Below are 19,196 nucleotides of genomic sequence, written 5' to 3' on the forward strand. Positions count from 1 at the left end.
GCCCGGGACGGCAGCATCTGGTTTGCCACTTCCCAGGGAGTCAGCCGTTTGGCGCCGTGATGGGGCTGTGAGTGGTCGTGAGCGGGTGAGATGTACCGCAGCACTGTGCCCATCGCCGCAAGGATGCGCCTCCCACCAGGACGGGACCACCCAAGCCTCCTGAGCATGGAGGCAAGCTGGCCCTGCAAGGATTACCTCCGACCCCAAACAATAGGCCAGGCCCCTCCCATGCTCAGGAGTTGTCTGAAAGGGACAGATTCGCCAGCCCAGCGACTGTGTTAGAAGTCAAGTCCGGGCTCGCTGAAGGCGAGCGATTCGCCAGCCCAGGGTCAGCCTCGGCGAGCGCAAGCGAGACGGCGGCGCCACCCTGGGTTTCAGACGGCAAGTGTGCGAACGCTGAAAGCGTGGGATAACGCCACAGGGTGGCTCAAAACTTCTGACGCACTGCACTGGGTTCCGGGGACTATAACTGCTCGTCGTCTTCCACAACCTTGTCTTCCCTCAGGCGTTGGAGGGCCTGGGCGTAGGACTTGGTGCGCCGGCCTTTGGAGACCTGGCGGGAGGAGCGGAAGACGGTGCCGGGAAAGTCGAGGGTCTTCTGGATCTGCCAGATTTCCTCATGTTTGCCGGGAGGCAAGATCCGGGCGGGGTCGCCAACCGCTACCCATCCGATGGGGACGGTCGAGTCCTCTTCCAGCCTGGAATTGACGTGCACCACCCCGTTGATGCGGACTTCGCTGCCCCGGCCCAGGCGAGCCCCGTTGAAGACGGCGGCGCCGGTGGCCAGGAAGCAGTCGGACTCGATGCGGCATCCGGTCAGGTGTGAATGAGGCCCCGCCAGGCAGCGGTCGCCCAGGAACAGCGGATGGCGCGGCGTCCCCCGCAGCACAGCCTGCTCCATCACCACGCAGTCGGCGCCGATCTCGACCCGTCCGCCCTCGGCGCTGATGACGGCTCCGAACAGCACCGCCGTCCCCTCGCCAATCACCACATCGCCCCGCAGCACCGCATTAGGCGCCACATAGGCGCTCTCCGCAATCCGCGGCCGCTTCCCTCTGAACTCCAGGATCACAGCGCCTCCTCTTCGATTTGCATTGAGTCACCAACTAATGGGACAGGGCCCATACCGTCTGCCGCTATCAATAGACCTCAGATTCCGCTTGATATTTGCTATCATTTGAGTGCTAACATGTGGAGGCGGAATTGTGAACGAACGTTATGAAGCACCGCCGGTCGTGATGGACACAAATGTCCTCGTGGCCGGGGCTTGCCGACGCGAATCGAGTCTAGCCTATCAGATTCTGAAGAAGGTGCTCAGCAAGCAGATTCCCCTGATGCTTACGGAAACAATTGCGCTGGAGTACCTGGAAGTGCTGCAAAGAAAGCCGGTCATGGAGTTAACAAGACTAGGTTATGAGCAGTCGGCAGATCTGGTCAACGAGTTGATCGAACTCTCGCGACAAATCCAACTGAGCTTCAGTTGGAGGCCCAACCTGCGCGACGAGAGCGACAATAAATTCGTCGAAGCGGCTGTTTTCGGCAGAGCGATGATCTTGACCTGCAACATCCGGGATTTTCAATCTCCGGACTTGACTCGCTTTGGTTGGCAGGCCATGACGCCGCATGAATTCATGACGCGATACTTCTCGATTGGAGGGATGGAAAATGGCTAGCGTATCGGTCCGAATGAGAGACGATTTGAAACTGAAGGCCCAGAAACTGGCCAAGCGCCAAGGAGTCTCGCTGAACAACTTCATCAACGCCACCTTGGCCGCCTGTATCGCTCAAGAGGAAACTCTAGCCTTCTTCGATGACCGGCTGAAGGGCGTTGACCTTGAGAAGCTCCGTGAACGCGTCTTGGCCTTCATGAGGGAAGCTGAAGCGGGCGAAGGACCTTCGGTCGAGGAACTGAAGCAGGCTATGGGCGACCGCTTCTAGGGCCACTAGGTGGCCAACAAGTTCACACACGGGTCAAGTTTCAGCGACCGCGGTGAAGGCCCAATTGCTCTCGGCGGTATGAGGTCGCTCGCTACCGGCTGGGGATGTTCCGACAAACTGGATCGGGCAGGTGGACTGGCCACTTTTTAGACCGATTGGGACGCTGGCCGCTCCTTCCAGGGCTTGATCTGGGCCAGCACATCGCCTAATTCGGCTTTGGCGATTTCGGTGTCGTGGGCGATTTGGGCCCTGAGCCAGTAGCCTTCTGAGAGGCCGAAGAAGCGGCAAAGGCGCAAGTCGGTATCGGCTGTGATGGACCGCTTGCCGTGCACGATCTCGCTGATGCGCTGAGCGGGGACGCGGATTTCCTTGGCCAACCGATATTGGGAAATGCCTATAGGCTTGAGAAACTCTTCCAGCAGCAGCTCGCCCGGGGTGACGGGACGAAGATCCGACATGCTTTGCTCCTTTTCAGTGGTAGTCAATGATCTCAACGTCTGCCGGACCCCAATCGGTCCAACGAAAGCAAATCCGGAACTGGCTGTTGATCCGAATGCTGTACTGACCGGCCCGGTTTCCGCTCAACTGCTTGAGGCGATTGCCTGGAGGTACCCGGAGATCTTGGAGTCGACCCGCGATCTGCAATTGTCGTAGCTTTCGACGCGCCGACTTTTCAATACCCGTGAAACGCCTAACCCTCCGACCCTTGGCCAGAGCCTCGGTGTCTGAGCACCGGAACGACACAATCATAGTAACGTCTCGCGTGATTAAACGTCAAGCGTGATCATGACCGTCTCGCAGTCCCTCCCCGAGCACAGATCGATCATGACGAACCCCTATCGTCGAGCTCTCAAGTGAACTGCTGGCCGCCAACCCATCCATCGTAGGTGCACGACCTGACAGTGTGTGATCAGTCGGCGTCGAGAATGCGGGTTGGGTGGGGAGTGGTGGAGTGGTGGGCGGGGAGGTAGGCGGCCAGGGCGCCGATCAGGGCCAGGGTCAGGGTGCAGACGGTCAGGATGAGAGGGTCGTGGGGGGAAATCCCCAGGATGAATCCGCGGGCCGATCGGGAGAGCCAGAGGGCGGCGGGGAGGCCGATCAGGAGTCCGGCGGCCACGGGTGCGAGGACGGTGCGCATCATGAGGGCGATGACCCCGGAACGGGTGGCGCCCAGGGCCATGCGGATGCCCATCTCGCGGCGGCGTTGGGAGACGATGTAGCTGACGATCCCGTAAACGCCCAAGAGGGACAGAAATAGAGCCAGTCCGCCCAATGAGGAAAGCAGCACGGCACCCATGCGTTGGGGCATGAGGACTGCTGCCAGGCGGTCCTTCATCGCGAATTGACTGGTGACGGCCAGATTGGAGTCGAGCGATTGGAGTTGTTCGCGCATGTAAGGAAGCAGCGTTTCGGCGTCCGATGGGGGCTGGGAAGAGGCGCTGCGGGCCAGCCAGGTGAGAGGGCGCAGGTAGGCGGAAGGACGTTGGTCCAAGGGGAAATAGAGGCGGTTCTCTGTTTCTTCGCTGAGACTGTTCCAGTAGGTGTCGGCGGTGACGCCCACCACGCTGATTTCCATTCCCATGGTGCGGATGGTGCCTCCCAGGGGACTGGAGGGCCAGTAGGCTTGGGCCATGGTTCGGTTGATGACGCCTACCGGGGGGCCTCCCTGGCCGTCCTCGGCATTGATGGCGCGTCCTTGCAGGATGGGCAAAGCCAGGGTGCGGAAGTAGTCGGGACTGACGAAGACCAGTTCCGCGCGCAGGCGTTCGTCGGCAGCCGGCTGGTAACCGTCGACTTGCACGAACCGTCCCGTGGAGCCTCCCGGCTGGAAGGGTGCGTCGGTGGCCACGGCGGAGGAGCGGATGCCGGGATGGCGGCGGCTTTCCTCCAGCAGGCGCTCGGTCAAGGCGCGGGCTTGAGCCGGCTGATATTGCAGCAGGTTGAGGTTGAATCCGCTGGCTGCCAGGTTTTCTTTGTCGAATCCGAGATCAGCGCTGAAACCGTGGCGCAGGGTGGTGAGGAAAAGGGCCGCGCCTACCATGAGAACCAGGCAGAGTCCGACCTGAGCGGCCAGAAGGATTTGGCGCAGGCGGGGGGAGGCCCCCTCTGAAGCGCTTCCGCGATGGGAGCGGGTCACCGAGGCCGGGTCCTGACGCATGGATTGCAGGGCAGGGACCAGTCCGAAGAGTACGGTGGAGGCCAGGGCCAACGCCGCGGCGAAGGCGAACAGGCGCAAGTCGAGCCCCGGAGAGAGTTCCCCGATGCTGATGACGCCGGGGAGGGAATAGCCGGAGAGCAATTGCAGGGTCCAGTTGGAAACCGCCAGTCCCAGGACGGCTCCCAGCAGGGCCAGCAGCAGGCTTTCGGTCATAAGCTGGCGCATGAGGCGCACACGTCCCGCGCCCAGGCACAGGCGGATGCCGGTTTCGCGGCTGCGGGCGGCGGCCCGGGCCAGCATCAGGTTGGCCAGGTTGGCGCAGGTCAGCAACAAGTTGACCAGCACGGCGGCTCCCAGAATCCATAGGAAATCGAGCAGGTTGTCGCGGCTGAAGCGGGGCAGGCTGAAGGTGGACGCCTGGTCGAGGATGATGCTGCGCTCTCCCCAGTCCCGGGCGAATTCGCCCCGCAGTTGCCCGGCGATGCCTTGCAGTTCGCGGCGGGCCTGCTCGACACTGGCGCCGGGCGCCAGGCGTCCCACCAGGGAATCGATCCAGCGGGTGCCGCGCCGCTGGAAGACCTCGCGGAAAGGGCCGTCGAAATCGCCGCTGCGTTCCTGTCCTGGACGTCCGCCCAGTTGGGAGGCGGCTCCCAGCGGAACCCACAGGTCGGCGTCGGAGCCCAACTCGACGCCGCGGAATCCGGGCGGGGCCACGCCCACCACCGTGAAGGCCATGCCGTTGAGGCGCAGGGTGCGTCCGACCGCGTGCTGGGAGGCACCCAGGCGGTTGCGCCAGAAGTCATGGGTGAGGACGGCTACCTGATCGGCCTGGGCGCCGCTTCCGTCCTGAGGCTGGAGGAGGCGTCCGCTGTGGGGGGTGAGCCCCAGCAGTTGAAAGTAGTTGCCGGTGGCGAGTTGGACGGTGACCAGTTGAGGGATCAGAGAAGCCCCCTGCCGGTCGCTGCTGAGAGAGGCGGTGAACCAACTGTATCCCGCCAGGTCCTGGAGACTGCGGCTGCGCCGGCGGAAGTCGAGGAAATCGGGATAGGAACTGGAGCAGCGGGTCTCGGCGCTGCGCCGGCAAGTGGTGTGCAGGTGGACCAGGGTCTCGGGGTCCTGCACCGGCATGGAGCGCACAAGGGCGTGATCGACGAGGCTGAAGATGGCGGTAGTGGCGCCGATCCCCAGAGCCAGCGTGATCACGGCCACGACCGTGAAGGCGGGGCTGCGACGCAGGGTTCGGATAGCGTAACGGAGGTCTTGGGTCCAGTTGGTCATGAGGTGTCCTCGAAGGTTCCAATCGGTGAGGCGTTTGGCCAGGTAGCCTGAGGCGATGCGCAGGGCCTCCCGGCGGTAGCGCCACTTGGCCAGCCGCGGCGAAAGGCGGCGCCAATTGGCGTATTCCTCGCGCAGGTCGCCGATGATGCTTTCGCGGGCCATGCCCTGGGGGAGGCAGCGGCCCAGGAGGCGTTCTGTCTGGCGCGGCGGCAGATGTTGAGTTGGCATCTAAGTCTTTAAAGAATATCGCCAAAGGGCGGCGCTATTCCACCCTTTCAGGGTTAATTTTCATCTATTTCAACTACCCAGGGTGCCGCCCTTGCGGCGCTTCGCTTGCCGCGGGCTTTACCCTGGGCTAGCGAATCGCTCCCTTTCAGGGAGCCTGTCCTTCTACACAGTCGCTGGCTGCCCTTCAGGGAGCTTGTGTTTTGACACACTCGCTAGCTGCCCTCCGAAGCCTTGGCCAGGGAGAGGGCCAGCGAATGGTTCGCCTTCAGGGAGCCCGGACTTGACTTTCCACGCAGGCGCTGAATGCCGCTCCCTATTGCTGCCGGTCATCAATTCCGAGCCAGGGCCCTCCGCTTGTGTCCCTGACAGGGACAGATTCGCTAGCCCAGGGTCAGCCCCGGCGAGCGCAAGCGAGACGGCGGCGCCACCCTGGGTTTCAGACGGCAAAGGTCCGAACGCTGAAAGCGTGGAATAACGCCACAGGGTGGCTCAAAACTTCTGACGCACTGCCCTAGTCGGCGCTGAGGACGCGCATGGGGTCGAGGCGGGTGGCGCGGCGAGCCGGCCACCAGGCCGACAGGGCGGCCACCAACGCCAATCCGGCCAGGCAGGCTGCCAGCGTGGCCGGATCGTAAGGACTCATGCGGAAGACGAAGGACTCCAGGCTGCCTCCCAAGGCCAGCGCCGCAGCCAGTCCGGCCGCCAATCCCAGCCCAACCGGGGGCAGCACGGTCGACATCATCATGCGCAGAATGCGCCCCCGCGAAGCGCCCAGCGCCAGGTGGACGCCGATGTCGCGGCGGCGCTGAGAGACGATGAAGCTGACGATGCCGTAGACGCCTACCAGCGCCAGCAGCACCGAGATCGATCCCAGCGCGCTGAGCAAAAAGGCTCCCATGCGCTGGGGCATGAGGACGGCCCGCATCTGTTCCTGCATGGTCTGCTCGCTGCTCAAGGCCAACTGCGGATCGAGTCCGCGGAACTGCTGGCGCAAGAGGGGAAGCAGCGCCTGGGCGTCACCGTCCCTGGCCCTGGCCATCAGGGTCAGGAACGAGGTGGAAAAGCTGGGGCTCTGCAAAAGAGGCAGATAGACGAAGTTGACGGGCTGATCCTCCAGCCCCCTCCAGGTGGTTGAACGCGCTACGCCCACCACCTCGGCGCTCTCCCCTCCCGGCAAGATGAGGTTGCGTCCCAGCGGACTGGCCTCCCAGTAGCGCTTGGCCATGGATTGGTTGATGATCACGACCTGAGGCGCGCCTTCGCGGTCGGCGTTGCTGAAGGAACGTCCCTCCAGCAGCGGCAGCCCCAGAGTCTGGAAATAACCGGGGGTCACGAAGAGGTATTCGACCCGCAGTTCCTCGTCGGGCGCCGGCGTGTAGCCCGGCACCTCCACAAAGGTCCCGCGCGCCCCTCCCACCTGCAAGGGAACGCGGGTGGCCACGGCCGCCGATTCCACCTGGGGCAGCCCTTCGACACCCGCCTGCAGGCGCCCTACGAAGTCCATGGCCTGCTGGGGCTGGTAGTCGAGCAGGGTCAGGTTGAAGCGGGAAAGGGCCAGTCCCCGGGAGGGGAAGCCCAGTTCCACGCCCAGTCCCCGGTAGACGGTGCCCAGGAAGATGCCGGCACCGATCATCAGCACCAGGCACATCCCCACCTGCAAAGACAGCAGGGCCTTGCGCAGCAGCGGACTGGCCCCGGCCTCGAGGCAGCGCCCGTCGCCGCGGATGGCGTCCACGGGATTGAGGCGCACGCTCTGCAGGGCGGGGATGAGTCCGAAGAGCAGTCCCGTCAACAGGGCCAACGCGGCGGCGAAAGCGAAGAGCTGCCAGTCCAGCTCGATGGCCAAATCGCTGATGGGTATGTTTCCTGGCAACTGGTATCCGCCCAGCGCCCGCAGCAGTGCGACGGCCACCAGCAGGCCGGCCAGCGCTCCGGCCAGCGAGAGCAGCAGGCTCTCGGTCAGCAGTTGGCGGATGATTCGTCCTCGCCCGGCGCCCAGGCACAGGCGCAGTCCCGTTTCACGCCTCCGCGAGGAGGCTCGGGCCAACAACAGGTTGGCCAGGCTGGCGCAGGCCAGCAAGAGTGTCATGGCCACCACCGCCAGGAGCAGCAGCACGAAACTGGACAGGTCTTCTCGGGCGCTGGAAGGCAAGGCATAGCCCGAGGAATCGTCGACCGTCACCGAGCGCGGACCGCGTGCCTCGGGGTCCTCTTGACGCAGCGCCTCGGAGAGGGCCAGCAGTTCCTGGCGGGCCTCTGGCAGCGAGGAACCGGGCGCCAGGCGTCCGACGAGTCCGCTGATCCAGCGGGCGCCGCGAGTCTCCCAAATGTCAGGTTGCGAGATGGCCCCCACGCCCAGACGCGCGGCCGAACGCATGGGCAGAAAAATGTCGGTGTCCGACCCCAGGTCGATGCCGCGAAAACCGGGCGGAGCCACGCCCACCACGCTGAAGGGCGTGCCGTTGAGGCGGATGTCGCGTCCGATGACCGACTCGTCGCCGCCGTAGCGGCCACGCCAGAAGTCATAGCTGAGCACGGCCACCGTCAGGGCTTCCTCATGGTCGCGGGGCTGCAGCAGGCGTCCGTAGGCGGGCCTCAATCCGAGCAGCTCGAAGTAGTTGCCGGTTGCGGCCATGACCGTGGCCAGGGCGGCTTGCCTTCCCTCCTCGCCCACGCTGGCCGGAAGCCAACTGTAGCCGGACATGTCGGCGATCGAGCGGGTGCGGTCGCGGTAGTCGAGAAAGTCGGGATAAGAAGACGAGCAGCGCAGGAATCCCCGCCGGCAGGTGGTGTAAACTTTGATCAACTGGTCGGGCTGCTGCACCGGCAGCGGACGCAAAAGCGCCTTGTCGACGACGCTGAAAATGGCGGTGGTGGCGCCCAGTCCCAGCGCCAGAAGGGCGATCGCCACCAGCGAAAATCCGGGACGTTTGCCGAGGGCGCGCAGGGCATGGCGCAGGTCTAGCAACAAGCGGTTCATCGATCCTCCTCTTCCGCGCTGCGGACGTCCGCCGCGGGCTCCCCTGGCGAGGGATTTTCGGAGGCGAGCACCCCAATATCGAAAGGAAATCGAAAGCGCCTCGCGGCGGTAGGCCATGCGCGATCTCAGACCTCCCAGCAGGAGCTCTTCGCGCAAGTCTCCCACCACGCTTTCGCGCAGCGTCCCCGCCGGAAGGGACCAGCGCAGCAGACGCTCCGTCCACATCGGAGGCGATTTCCGGCGCGACTCCCGCCGCTTCCAACGGCCCACGGCGCTTTTGAAGACTTCAAACATCGTTCCCTTTCGGCGACACGGAGCGGTCAGGGATGATCAAGAGCGGCTCAGTTCCTCTTCCAGGCCGTCCCAAAGCGTCAGCAGGGCGGCCCGCGACTCCTTCAGGGCCGCGACGCCCTCGGGCGTCACCTGGAAGCAGCGCCGCGCATGCCCTCCCCGCTCGGCAGTGGGAGCGTCCACCTGATAGCGCAACAGGCTCTTCTCTTGAAGGCGGTCCAAAGTCCGGTAAAGGGCCCCGCGCGAGACCGACCGCTCCACCCGCTCTTCCAGCAGTTCGCGGACGGTGATGGCATAGGCCTCTTCACGCAACTGCATGATGGCCAACAAAACCATCTGCTCGAATTCGCCGATAAATGTGCTCACGGAACAAGAGTATACAATGTATACACTATCGGGTGTCAAGAACCCTCCCCTCAATCGATTTGGCCGTGAGGCCGTTTTCCCCCGCCAATCAGCCTTGCTTGTCGGAACCGGGACGCGTAGTCTTGCGTCTGCTTAGACTTTGGGGAGGAACATGCGACGGGGACTCTATCTGCTGCTGCCTCTGCTCTACCTTGCACACAACGACTTCTGGTGGTGGGACGACTCTTTTTTCTTGCTGGGGTTGCCCATCGCCCTCAGCTATCACTTGCTTTTCTGTCTGGCGGTTTCGGGAGTCATGTGGCTGCTGGTGCGGCAGGCCTGGCCTGAGGGGCTGGATGAGGAGGAGAGGCGCTCGTGATCATCGCCATCATCAGCATTTACATGCTCAGCGTGCTGGCCGTGGGGACGCTTTCCCACCGCCTCTTTCGGGGGACGGGCGAAGACTACTTCGTGGCCACCCGCACCATCGGGCCCTTCGTGCTGCTGATGTCGCTCTTCGGCACCCACATGACCTCCTTCACCCTGCTGGGGGCTTCAGCTCAAGCTTACAGCGTGGGAGTGGGCGTCTTCGGGCTGCTGGCTTCCTCGTCGGCCCTGGTGGTGCCGGTCATCTTTTTCTTCGTGGGCACCCGCATCTGGGCCCTGGGCAAGCGTTACGGCTACCTGACGCCGGTCCAGTTCTTCCGCGACCGCTGGGATTCGAGCCTGCTGGGACTGGTGCTCTTCGTCGTGCTGGTAGCCTTCGTGATCCCCTACCTGCTCATCGGGGTCATGGGAGGCGGCATCGCCATCGAGCAGATCAGTCAGGGAGCCGTCCCCGAATGGCTGGGGGCGCTGGTCATCTGTCTGGTGGTCATGACCTACGTGGTTTACGGCGGCATGCGCGGGACGGCCTGGGTCAACACCTTTCAGACCCTGGTCTTCATGTCGCTGGCGGCTCTGGCCTTCGTTTGGATCGCCTACAAGCTGGGCGGCATCACCGAGGGCATCGAGCGGGTGGCTGAAGTCCGTCCCGACCTGCTGGTGCGGGAAGGCCGCGTGCAGCCGTTGAAGATGATTTCCTACGTGCTCATTCCAGTCTCGGCCGGAATGTTTCCTCACCTCTTCATCCATTGGCTGACGGCCCGCAAGGCCGAGACCTTCCGCACTTCGGTGATCGGCTACCCGATTTGCGTGGGCATCGTCTGGATCTGCTCGGTGCTGATCGGACTCTACGGCGCCGCCGACTTCCCGGGGCTGCAGGGACCCGAGGCCAACTCCATTCTGGTACGCATGATCCGCCTCCACTCGCCCGAGTTGCTGGCCGGACTGCTGGCGGCGGGAGTGGTGGCCGCCATCATGTCCTCTCTCGACTCCCAGGTCTTGTGCCTGAGCACCATGTTCACCCAGGACATCGTGCGCCACTACGCCTTTGGAGAGCAGATGAGCGAGAAGCGCCAGATCTTCCTGGCGCGCGTCTTTGTGGCCGCTATCCTGGGAATGACTTTCCTCATTTTTCTGGTCTCCAACCGCTCCATCTTCAACCTGGGGATCTGGTGTTTTACCGGCTTCGCCTCCCTCTTCCCCATCGTGCTGGCGGCCCTCTTCTGGAAGCGTTCCAGCAAGGCCGGAGTGCTGGCCTCGGTGATCGTCACGGTGCTGCTGTGGAGCTATTTCTTCCTGCAGGGATGGCGCGACCCGTCCTACACCGTATTGGACAGCGGACTGATGCCCGTGACCGTCGTCTTCGCGGCCTCTTGTCTGGCCTTGTGGACGGTATCGCTGGCCACGCCCGCTCCTCGGGACGAGGTCTTGCAACGGTTCTTTTGAGCGACATGAAGATTGCCTACGTTTCAGCCGGCTCGGCAGGCATGTACTGCGGGAGCTGCATTCACGACAACACGCTGGCTTCGGCCCTGATGGAACTGGGTCACGACGTGGCCCTGATCCCCACCTATACGCCCATGCGCACCGACGAGGACTCGGTGGCCATGGACAAGATCTTCTTCGGCGGCATCAACATCTATCTGCAGCACAAGTCCTCTCTCTTCCGCCACATGCCGCGCTTTCTGGAGCGCTGGCTCAACAGCCCCAAGCTTCTGAAGTACGTGTCGAAGTTGGCCTCCTCCACCGACGCTCATGACCTGGGCGGACTGACGGCCGACATGCTTCAGGGCGAGGCGGGACACCTGAAGCGGGAACTCGACGAGCTGACCGGGTGGCTGCGCGACGAGTACCGTCCCGACATCATCGTCCTCACCAACTCCATGCTGCTGGGAATGGCCCGCCAACTGCGGGCGGAATGCGGCGTCCCGGTGCTGTGCGAACTGCAGGGCGAGGACATCTTCATCGACGACCTTATCGAACCTTACAAGTCCGAAGTGATGAAGGAACTCTACCGGCGCTCCAAAGACGTGGACGGATTCATAGCCACCAGCGAGTACTACGCCGACTACATGGCCGAATACCTGCACGCTCCCCGCGACCGCGTCCACATCGTGCCCCTGGGCATCAAGCTGCAAGGACATGGGGAGCACATCGGTCCGGGAGGCAGCCAGGACGACCCCTACACCATCGGCTTTCTGGCCCGCATCTGCCCCGAAAAGGGGCTGCACCTGCTGGCCGATTCCTTCCGCATCCTGGCCGGCAAGCTGGGCCGGCAGCGCGTCCGCCTGCGGGCGGCGGGATGGCTGGGCGAGAAAGACAGGCCCTACTTGCAGGAAGTCGAGCAGAAGCTCGAGACCTGGGGACTTTCCCAACGCTGGGACTACGCGGGAGAAGTCGACCGCAGCCAGAAGATCGAGTTCCTGAGCGGACTCGACGTGCTCTGCGTCCCCACCGTCTACCGCGAGCCCAAGGGACTGTTCGCGCTGGAGGCCCTGGCTAACGGCGTCCCCCTGGTGCTGCCCCGCCACGGCTCTTTGCCGGAACTGATCGAAGCCACCCGCGGCGGCTTGCTGGTCGAGCCCAACGACCCCGAGTCCATCGCCGAGGGGCTGGAGACCCTCTACCGCGACCCGGCGCGGCGGGAGGTGATGGCCCGCCAAGGGCGCCTGGCCGTTCACCAATCCTACTCGGACCGCACCATGGCCGAAAACACGGTGAAGGTCTTCCAGCGGTTTGTGGATTGATCTCCACCAGTGCATCGCCAAAATCTTTTGAGCAATCGTGTGGATTGAAATTGGATATACATAAGCCTCTTGCGTGAAAGCTTGATTTGAGGCACTCTAGGCAAGTAGATCGTTTTCCTACTCATTCGACTCGCGCCGCAGAAGCTCGCTACGCTAGGGAGCGCAATGCCGAAGCGATGTCCTCAACAAAAGGGAGAAGTCATGAAGTTGTTTAAGTGTCTCACAGGAGTGCTCGTCGCGCTCACCCTCTGTGCCGGTCTGGCCGCTCAGGGAATGATGGGCGACCAGGTGGCCATGCACTTCCAGATCACGCCCAAGGCTGGAATGCACCAGCAGTTCGAAACCGCGCTCAAGGCCCATGCCAACTGGCGCAAAGAGCAGGGAGATCCCTGGCAATGGTATGTGATGCAGGTGGTGACCGGCGCAGACCATGGCGACTACATCATCCGCAGTGCGGAGATGGCCTGGGCCGACCTGGACAATTATGAGTTCCGCGACAAGGGCACAGCCCATTTCAACACCACGGTGGGACCCTTCATCGAATCGGTGAACAGCTCCATCACCGCCGCCAACCGTGCCGTCTCCAACTGGCCCGAAGACCTGATACCCAGACTCGTCATGGTGGAGGCCTTCCACTTGAAGCCGGGCAAAGCGCGCCAGTTCTGGGAAACCGTGGCTAAGGCCCACAGTGCCTTTGAAGGCCGCATGGGGCCCTACGAGTGGGCCACCACCATGATCGGCCAAGGGGCCGGCGGAGGAAGCGCCGTTCTGGTGCTGCCCAAGCAGAACTGGGCTGAAATGAAGCCCCGCAACATGGAGATGATGGGCTACCTGCAGGAAGCCTACGGGGAGGAGGGCACCATGGAGCTGATGAGTCAGTTCGACGAGTGCATCACCGGCGTGGAGAGCATGGTGGTCGCCGTGCGTCCCGACCTCAGCATCTTCCAGATGCCGTAGTGCAGTTCGTCAGAAGTTTCCAGCCACCCTGTTGCGTTATTCCACGCTTTTCAGCGTTCGGACCTTGGCTGTCTGAAACCCAGGGTGGCGCCACCGTCTCGCTTGCGCTCGTCGGGGCTGACCCTGGGCTGGCGAATCGCTCCCTTTCAGGGAGCCCGGACTTGACTTTCAACAAAGTCGCTGCCTGCCCTCCGAAGCCTTGCCCTGCCCTCCATAGCCTTTGGCGAAGGAGGGGCTTGCAGGGACGGGAAACGGAGGGCCCTGGCTCAGGATTTGTGACCGGCGGCCATAGCGACGGCGCGGCTCCAGTTTGGAAGTCGGTTATTGGAAGTTGGAAGTTGCGAAGCGACAGCTTCGCTTAGCGGTCCTCTTTGAGGGCGGGCAGTAGAGGTGTTTTGAGAGCCTGGCGGACGGCGGCGGTGCTGGCCAGCAGGCCCACCGCGAAAATGGCCGCCAGGGTCATGAGCAGGCTTATCCAGGGTATGGAGTGGGCGTGGGTGATGGCTTGAGGCGCCACCGCCAGCAGCGCTGAAAGCGTCCCCAGTCCCAGTCCCAGCACCAGCAGGAAAGCCGTCTCATTGAAGATGACCCTGCCCAGAAAGCCGGGACGGAAGCCGAAGGCCCGCAGCGTGGCCAACTCCTTGCGGCGCTCCAACACGTTGCGGGTCAAGATGACGGCCAGTCCGATGGTTCCCAGCAGCAGGCCCAGTCCGCCCAGGGTCTGGAAGGTCGACAGGTAGGTGTTCTGCACCGCGTGGAAATCGGCCAGCTTCTGGCGGCTGGTGGTGGCGTCGAATCCGTAAGGAGCCAAGGCCGATTCCATGGCCTGTGAGATGTCCTCCGTCCCTTCAGAGGGGGCCTCGATGAGGAAATATTGGTGTCCGTCGCGGGAGGGAAAGCGCTGCAGGAAGTGCTCCTCGGAGATGAGCAGTTCGGACTGGAAGATGCTGGTCTGCAGCAGCCCTACGATCTTGAGGCGGATGCTGTTGCCTTCCTCATCCTGTAGCGGAATCTCGCCGCCCAGGGGGACTTTGAGGATCCAGGTGGCCGAGTTGGCGTCGGCGAAGGCCGGCACCACGTCATCGCCCAGGTCCTGCTCCAGCAGCGTCCAGGGATTTTCGGGAGAACTCCCGTCACTCTCCGCCGTTGCCTGAAAGCTGAAGCCTCCCCGCCGGATGAGGCTGTCGGGAACCCCCAGCAGGCGGGGGCGTTGAGGCTTGTAGAGATTGAGGCAGGAGGCGTCCTCGCCCGGACGCAGGCGAAAGGCGTAAACCGTGGCCTCCTCCATCAGGTCGAGCTGGGGATCGGCGAATCCCAGATCGAAGAGCGCCTCTTGGTCGTTGAGGTTGCGATGGATGGGTACGTCGGAGCGAGCCAGTAGAGGAAAGCCTCCGGCCCCGGAATCCATCTCCAGCACCTCTTCCCCGAAATCCTGGTGGAAGGCCCCCACCGCCACGATCATGAAGCAGGCCACCGCAACCAGCGAGGCGCTGAGCAAGCTGCGTCCCGGCGCCCGCGAGGTGTTGCGCAGGGCCAGCGGCAGGGCGATCTTCTGGGAGGCGCCGCCTCCCAGTACGGTGCTGCGGTAGGTGGTGCGGCACCAGATGGCGAAAAACCCCAGTCCCGAAATCAGCAGGCAGGCGCCCACCCCGAAAAACATGCCGGTGGCGGCCATGCCTTGGGCGAAAAAGGAAGCCGCCAACAAAAGCACTGCCAAGAGCAGGAAGATGGCGGCCGTCAGCTTGGCCGAGAGGCTGGGACCCTTTTGCTTGTGGATGGAGGTGACACCCCGCAAAAGCGCCGGAGCCGGAAGCTTGGACATGCGGCGCACGGCCTGCCAAATGCTCAAGACCACCACCAGCAGCGAAACGGCGAACCCGATCCCCAGGCTGAGATAGCCGACATGCAGATTGAGAAAGGGCGAACCGATGGCTTCCACCCACCAGGTACGCAGTCCGGCCAGCATGAGCCAGGCGTAGCCCAGCGCTCCGGCCAAACCCAAGAAGCCGCCCAGCACGGCCAGCACCAGTCCCTCGGCCAGGAACCGCTGCTGCACTTTTCCGGGCGTGTAGCCCACGGCCAGCAGCGTCCCCACTTCGGGCGCCCGCTGCTCGGCTCCCAGACGGAAGAGCAGGCCCACCAGCAGGGCCGAGGAGATGATCAGGAAGAAGCTGAAGCCCAGGAAGAGCTGCCCGAAATCGGTGGCTCCGGAGGAGGCTTGCAGGGCAGTGTGGCGGACGGGCTGGATGCTGAATCCGAAGGACTCGGGATTCAGGCGCTCGGTTAAGGCTTGCCGATAGGCTCGCAAGGCGGGCCAGTCGGACCCGTCTTCCTGGCCTTGCAAGCCGTCAGCCGGCGATTCGCCGGCCCCACTTTGGACGTCTGGAGGCGTTTCCGACCACTCCTCGGGCGGCAGGGCCACCCGTACGGCAGTCAGGTCGCCGAAGCGGGTCGTCCACAGCCGCTGTCCCTGAGCCAGCGAAAGGAAGGCCTTGGGCAAGGAACGGTAGCGGTCCCAGTATTCTTCGTCCTTCTCCCGGATCAAGCTCAGGTCGACGGGAAAGGTGGGATTCCACTCCGCCATGTTGTCGGCGTCGGCGATGCCCGGATACTCGGCTACCAGGTTGCGGTCGGCCGCCAACTCCGAGATGCGCAGGATGCCCGCCAAGGTCAAGGTCACCGTCTCCTCGCTGAGTTGGTCGCCCTGACCCACTTGATAATAGGTCAGCCGCACCTCGTCGCCCACTGACGCTCCCAGATCCTCGGCCGCCCAGGTGTTGAGGTAGATGTGGCCCGCTTCCAGCGGCTTGGCATGTTTCCAGTCCACCGTGGTCCAGCGTCCGAAGGGACCGCGTTCGGCTTGATAGGCGGCGTGCCCGGCGTCGATGGCGGTTACGGTCGAATAAGGCAGCATACGGCCGTCCACCTCGATCTTGTTGGCCAGGTAGCTGAGGATGGGCTGGGTTTGCAGACCCACTTCCTGGGCTGCTCCGACAGCGGCATCGGAAAGGCGGCGGCTGAGGACGAACTGACGCGACTCCAAGGAAGCGTAGCGGTCGTGGCGGGTCAGCTTGAGGCCGTAGTCTTCCAGTCGCGCGGCCGAGTCCAAGGCTCCGGCCAGGGCGGTGAAGTCAGGAGGACCGCCGGCTTCTTCGCCGCCGCCTGGCTGCTGCCGGGCCTGGCCTGGGCTGGCTTGCAGCACCAAGGCGTTGGCGCGTCCCGGCTGGTCGAGACGTTCTTGCAGCACCTCGAGAGCCACGAAAGCGTTGCGGGGAAGGTTCTGGTTGGGCCGCAAGCCGAAGCGGCCCAGGCCCCGGTCGGGCACGATCCGCTTCACCTGCAGGCGAATGCGTTCCACCACCTCGTCGGGGTCCTTGCCTCCCAACAGGGTCTCGGGATGAATGTCGCTCAGTTGCTGGAAAGACAGCAGCACGGCGTCCCCGGTCGATGCGTCCAGTTCTCTGGCCAAAGTCTCGTTGAGGATCACGGAGGGTGAAAATTGCCCCTCTTGCTGGGTGAAATCCCATTCAGCGCCGAAGAACTCCTGAAAACGCCCGTCGATGCCGTAGACGTTGACCCCGGAAGCCCGGCTCTGGCTGTCGGCGTGGACCGCCGTCCCGTCCATGAAAAGCGCCGGCGCCACCCGCTGGAAGTCTCGCCTGAAGGCCTCTTGTGAGGCCAGATCTTCGGCAAGCTGCTGACGGAAGAGGTGAGGAGCCACCACGGCATAGTCGATGTCGCCCAAACGCTCCAGGGCCAGCGAGCGCAGAGAGGCCTTGACCGAGTCTCCCACCACCAGCGCACCCGTCAGCACGGCCGTGGCCACGGCGCAGCCCAGCAGCACGGCGAGGTTGGTGCGCCAGTAGTAAAGCAAGGCTTTGAGCATGCAGTCTCCTCCGGGCGCCCCGGCGCAGGCGCCTTTACAGCTTGGCCAGCTCGCCCTCACGCAGTTGGAAACGGGCCGGGAAGCGCTGGGCCAGGTCCCGGCTGTGGGTGACGCAAATCATCACCGTCTTCTGGTCGCGGTGCATTTCAAAGAGGACGTCCGCCACCGCTTCGGCGTTCTTGGAGTCGAGGCTGCCGGTGGGTTCGTCGCATAGCAGCAGAGTGGGACGGTTGATGAGCGCCCTGGCCACCGCCACTCTCTGCCGTTCTCCGCCCGACAACTGGGCGGGCCGGTGCTGTATGCGCTGGTCCAGCCCCACCTTCTTGAGCAACTCATGGGCCCTCTGCAACTGGCTTCCCCGTCCGGAGAAGGCCAGGGTGGGCATGAGGACGTTCTCCAACACCGACAACTGGGGGAGCAGATGATGGTCCTGAAAGACGAAGCCCACCACCGAGTTGCGGAACTTGGCCAGCTCCAGGTCGGAGAGGGCGAAGGGATTCTTTCCCTCAATCTCGACATGGCCTTGGCTGGGGGTGTCCAGCGTACCGATGATGTGAAGGAGGGTGCTCTTGCCGCACCCCGACGGTCCCACAACGGCCAGGGCCTGTCCTTGATCGACGTCCAGGTCGATTCCGCGCAGCACCTCGACGACATTGCCGTCGCTCTCGTAGTTCTTCTTAAGATCCGTCAGCTTCAGCATCGGATGTAGCATCTGAGGACGCTATTTTAGCAGCTATGTCGGGGGGTATGGGAATCGAACGTAGCGGCTGGCCGGGCTCGGAAATGCAGCAGACGCAGGCGATTTTTCCCCGCGCCACCACGGCTTCTCCGCGCCTGAAATGAATGGAATAGGTGATCGACTTGGTTCCCAGGCGGGCGATCACCAGCTCGGCCTCGAGAACGTCCTCGAAATGGGCCGGAGCCAAATAGTCGCAAGAAGCTGAAAGACGCGGAAAACTGACTCGTCGGCCCTCGCGCTGCAACACCACGCTCTCCCCCAGCGAGCGAAGGTACTCGTGCTCGACGCTCTCCATGAGCAAAAAGAAGCTGGCAAAGTGACAGATGCCCGCCGAGTCGGTGTGATGGAATTCAACCAGCCGCTGGGTCCGATAAGCCATGCAATCCGACCTCCCCCCTAAGTAGATACAAAGCAGCTATCGTACAACGTTGGCCCGATTCGTCAAACCCGTCCGGCAGAGCGGTAGTGGGGCCATAATGCGTGGGTGCCCGAAACCCACCGTTTTCTGCTTGATTAGCTGAGCAAGTCTTTCTAGGCTGGCTGTTCCTGAGAAACCATCAATCAGGCGAGCGGCCCCGCCAGATGCTGGACCACCTGACGGGACCTTGCCACAGCTACTCGACAAAGGAGCAGCCATGACCAACAAGAGTCTAAACCATCCACCCATCATCGAACCGGCCACGGTTCCGATGCGGGTCGAGGAGTTCGAGCGCATCAGCTCGTGCGCCTCGGCCCTTCACTCCGTCCTGCACAAGACGCCGCAGTTGGACGCCGAGGAAAAGCTGGACGTGATCGAGATGACCAGCAACACCCTCAGCCGGACGCTGAGCAAAGTCCATGAGCGGATGAGCGACCGTCTGCACGAAGGGGGCGACGATGAAGAAGCCTAACCAACCCCTCGCCGAGCAGATCCGCCGCATGCGCTGCCGCCAAGGCTTGAACTTGAGGCAGGTGGCGATGCTCAGCGGCATCGCGGAAAGCACCTTCAAGTGCCTGGAATCGTCCAGAATGCGTTTCAACGTGGATACCCTCTTGCGCGTCCAGTTGGCCTTGGGACTGCCCATCAGCCACCTCTGGCCCTACCGCATCACCGAGAAGAAGCAGGTCTGCGAGGAATCGCTGCAAGCAGCCGTGTTGTCGGCTGACCTGGCTTGGAAGCCCAGTGTCGAATGGGTCTTGAGCCAAGTCGTGGAGGTCTGCAAGGTCGACCTCAAGGAAGTCACCAACCAGCGCAGCACCGACCCGAGAATCCTCAACGCCCGAAC

At 63.3% G+C, this 19,196-nt stretch carries 17 protein-coding genes; 8 read left to right on the forward strand and 9 right to left on the reverse strand.

Annotated features, from left to right (window positions below):
- Positions 1 to 463: 463 nt before the first annotated feature.
- Positions 464 to 1,072, reverse strand: a complete 609-nt coding sequence (locus tag VLU25_18010; GenBank protein HSR69828.1) for a gamma carbonic anhydrase family protein — start codon at positions 1,070 to 1,072, stop codon at positions 464 to 466.
- A gap of 133 nt (positions 1,073 to 1,205) precedes the next feature.
- On the opposite strand from VLU25_18010, the gene VLU25_18015 reads away from it, so the two are divergent.
- Positions 1,206 to 1,673: a putative toxin-antitoxin system toxin component, PIN family gene (locus VLU25_18015; GenBank protein ID HSR69829.1), complete on the forward strand. Its 468-nt coding sequence runs from the start codon at positions 1,206 to 1,208 to the stop codon at positions 1,671 to 1,673.
- Positions 1,666 to 1,938, forward strand: coding sequence for a toxin-antitoxin system HicB family antitoxin (locus tag VLU25_18020; protein HSR69830.1), 273 nt, complete (start codon positions 1,666 to 1,668; stop codon positions 1,936 to 1,938). The genes VLU25_18015 and VLU25_18020 overlap by 8 nt, the downstream gene beginning before the upstream one ends.
- A 146-nt stretch (positions 1,939 to 2,084) precedes the next feature.
- Here the strand turns inward: VLU25_18020 and VLU25_18025 are convergent, their stop codons facing one another.
- The 5 genes from VLU25_18025 to VLU25_18045 all read right to left on the reverse strand — a co-directional run bounded on the left by VLU25_18025 (position 2,085) and on the right by VLU25_18045 (position 9,239).
- Positions 2,085 to 2,396 (reverse strand): HigA family addiction module antitoxin, encoded by a 312-nt coding sequence (locus VLU25_18025; protein HSR69831.1) that lies wholly within the window; start codon positions 2,394 to 2,396, stop codon positions 2,085 to 2,087.
- A gap of 13 nt (positions 2,397 to 2,409) precedes the next feature.
- Complete coding sequence (locus VLU25_18030; GenBank protein HSR69832.1) at positions 2,410 to 2,688, reverse strand: type II toxin-antitoxin system RelE/ParE family toxin; 279 nt, start codon at positions 2,686 to 2,688, stop codon at positions 2,410 to 2,412.
- Positions 2,689 to 2,848: 160 nt separating this feature from the next.
- Positions 2,849 to 5,602 (reverse strand): ABC transporter permease, encoded by a 2,754-nt coding sequence (locus tag VLU25_18035; GenBank protein ID HSR69833.1) that lies wholly within the window; start codon positions 5,600 to 5,602, stop codon positions 2,849 to 2,851.
- A 511-nt stretch (positions 5,603 to 6,113) separates the two neighbouring features.
- The gene (locus VLU25_18040; GenBank protein HSR69834.1) at positions 6,114 to 8,876 is read right to left on the reverse strand and encodes an ADOP family duplicated permease; all 2,763 of its coding nucleotides are present in this window, start codon (positions 8,874 to 8,876) and stop codon (positions 6,114 to 6,116) included.
- 36 nt (positions 8,877 to 8,912) lie between these two features.
- The gene (locus VLU25_18045; protein HSR69835.1) at positions 8,913 to 9,239 is read right to left on the reverse strand and encodes a helix-turn-helix transcriptional regulator; all 327 of its coding nucleotides are present in this window, start codon (positions 9,237 to 9,239) and stop codon (positions 8,913 to 8,915) included.
- A gap of 151 nt (positions 9,240 to 9,390) precedes the next feature.
- Between VLU25_18045 and VLU25_18050 the strand changes: the two genes are divergently transcribed.
- The 4 genes from VLU25_18050 (at position 9,391) to VLU25_18065 (ending at position 13,306) form a co-directional block, all read left to right on the forward strand.
- The gene (locus VLU25_18050) at positions 9,391 to 9,597 is read left to right on the forward strand and encodes a DUF3311 domain-containing protein (protein ID HSR69836.1); all 207 of its coding nucleotides are present in this window, start codon (positions 9,391 to 9,393) and stop codon (positions 9,595 to 9,597) included.
- Positions 9,594 to 11,048 carry a sodium:solute symporter family protein gene (locus VLU25_18055; GenBank protein ID HSR69837.1) on the forward strand — a complete coding sequence of 485 codons (1,455 nt, stop codon included), beginning with the start codon at positions 9,594 to 9,596 and terminating at the stop codon, positions 11,046 to 11,048. The genes VLU25_18050 and VLU25_18055 overlap by 4 nt, the downstream gene beginning before the upstream one ends.
- Positions 11,049 to 11,053: 5 nt before the next feature.
- Positions 11,054 to 12,349, forward strand: coding sequence for a glycosyltransferase family 4 protein (locus VLU25_18060; GenBank protein ID HSR69838.1), 1,296 nt, complete (start codon positions 11,054 to 11,056; stop codon positions 12,347 to 12,349).
- Positions 12,350 to 12,550: 201 nt separating this feature from the next.
- Positions 12,551 to 13,306, forward strand: coding sequence for a hypothetical protein (locus tag VLU25_18065; protein ID HSR69839.1), 756 nt, complete (start codon positions 12,551 to 12,553; stop codon positions 13,304 to 13,306).
- A gap of 358 nt (positions 13,307 to 13,664) precedes the next feature.
- On the opposite strand, the gene VLU25_18070 is transcribed toward VLU25_18065, so the two are convergent.
- From VLU25_18070 to VLU25_18080, 3 genes are read right to left on the reverse strand one after another with little or no spacing between them, the layout of a single operon-like run.
- Positions 13,665 to 17,192, reverse strand: coding sequence for an ABC transporter permease (locus tag VLU25_18070; protein HSR69840.1), 3,528 nt, complete (start codon positions 17,190 to 17,192; stop codon positions 13,665 to 13,667).
- Positions 17,193 to 17,226: 34 nt separating this feature from the next.
- Complete coding sequence (locus tag VLU25_18075; GenBank protein HSR69841.1) at positions 17,227 to 17,892, reverse strand: ABC transporter ATP-binding protein; 666 nt, start codon at positions 17,890 to 17,892, stop codon at positions 17,227 to 17,229.
- Positions 17,870 to 18,310 (reverse strand): thioesterase family protein, encoded by a 441-nt coding sequence (locus tag VLU25_18080; GenBank protein HSR69842.1) that lies wholly within the window; start codon positions 18,308 to 18,310, stop codon positions 17,870 to 17,872. Before VLU25_18080 ends, VLU25_18075 begins: the two co-directional genes overlap by 23 nt.
- A gap of 256 nt (positions 18,311 to 18,566) precedes the next feature.
- Between VLU25_18080 and VLU25_18085 the strand changes: the two genes are divergently transcribed.
- Entirely contained in the window at positions 18,567 to 18,821 is a 255-nt protein-coding gene (locus tag VLU25_18085) for a hypothetical protein (GenBank protein HSR69843.1), read from the forward strand.
- Positions 18,808 to 19,196: helix-turn-helix transcriptional regulator (locus VLU25_18090; GenBank protein HSR69844.1), on the forward strand; the 389-nt coding region annotated here is incomplete at its 3' end. The genes VLU25_18085 and VLU25_18090, both read left to right, overlap by 14 nt.

Source organism: Acidobacteriota bacterium (assembly GCA_035471785.1).
Classification (GTDB): Bacteria; Acidobacteriota; UBA6911; order RPQK01; family DATIPO01; genus JANQFM01.

Excerpts from the sequence above, each read along its gene's own strand:
- VLU25_18020 (HSR69830.1), top strand. The coding sequence starts at position 1,666 with ATGGCTAGCGTATCGGTCCGAATGAGAGACGATTTGAAACTGAAGGCC.
- VLU25_18025 (HSR69831.1), bottom strand. The coding sequence starts at position 2,396 with ATGTCGGATCTTCGTCCCGTCACCCCGGGCGAGCTGCTGCTGGAAGAG.
- VLU25_18030 (HSR69832.1), bottom strand. The coding sequence starts at position 2,688 with ATGATTGTGTCGTTCCGGTGCTCAGACACCGAGGCTCTGGCCAAGGGT.
- VLU25_18035 (HSR69833.1), bottom strand. The coding sequence starts at position 5,602 with ATGCCAACTCAACATCTGCCGCCGCGCCAGACAGAACGCCTCCTGGGC.
- VLU25_18040 (HSR69834.1), bottom strand. The coding sequence starts at position 8,876 with ATGTTTGAAGTCTTCAAAAGCGCCGTGGGCCGTTGGAAGCGGCGGGAG.
- VLU25_18050 (HSR69836.1), top strand. The coding sequence starts at position 9,391 with ATGCGACGGGGACTCTATCTGCTGCTGCCTCTGCTCTACCTTGCACAC.
- VLU25_18060 (HSR69838.1), top strand. The coding sequence starts at position 11,054 with ATGAAGATTGCCTACGTTTCAGCCGGCTCGGCAGGCATGTACTGCGGG.
- VLU25_18065 (HSR69839.1), top strand. The coding sequence starts at position 12,551 with ATGAAGTTGTTTAAGTGTCTCACAGGAGTGCTCGTCGCGCTCACCCTC.
- VLU25_18070 (HSR69840.1), bottom strand. The coding sequence starts at position 17,192 with ATGCTCAAAGCCTTGCTTTACTACTGGCGCACCAACCTCGCCGTGCTG.
- VLU25_18075 (HSR69841.1), bottom strand. The coding sequence starts at position 17,892 with ATGCTGAAGCTGACGGATCTTAAGAAGAACTACGAGAGCGACGGCAAT.
- VLU25_18080 (HSR69842.1), bottom strand. The coding sequence starts at position 18,310 with ATGGCTTATCGGACCCAGCGGCTGGTTGAATTCCATCACACCGACTCG.
- VLU25_18085 (HSR69843.1), top strand. The coding sequence starts at position 18,567 with ATGACCAACAAGAGTCTAAACCATCCACCCATCATCGAACCGGCCACG.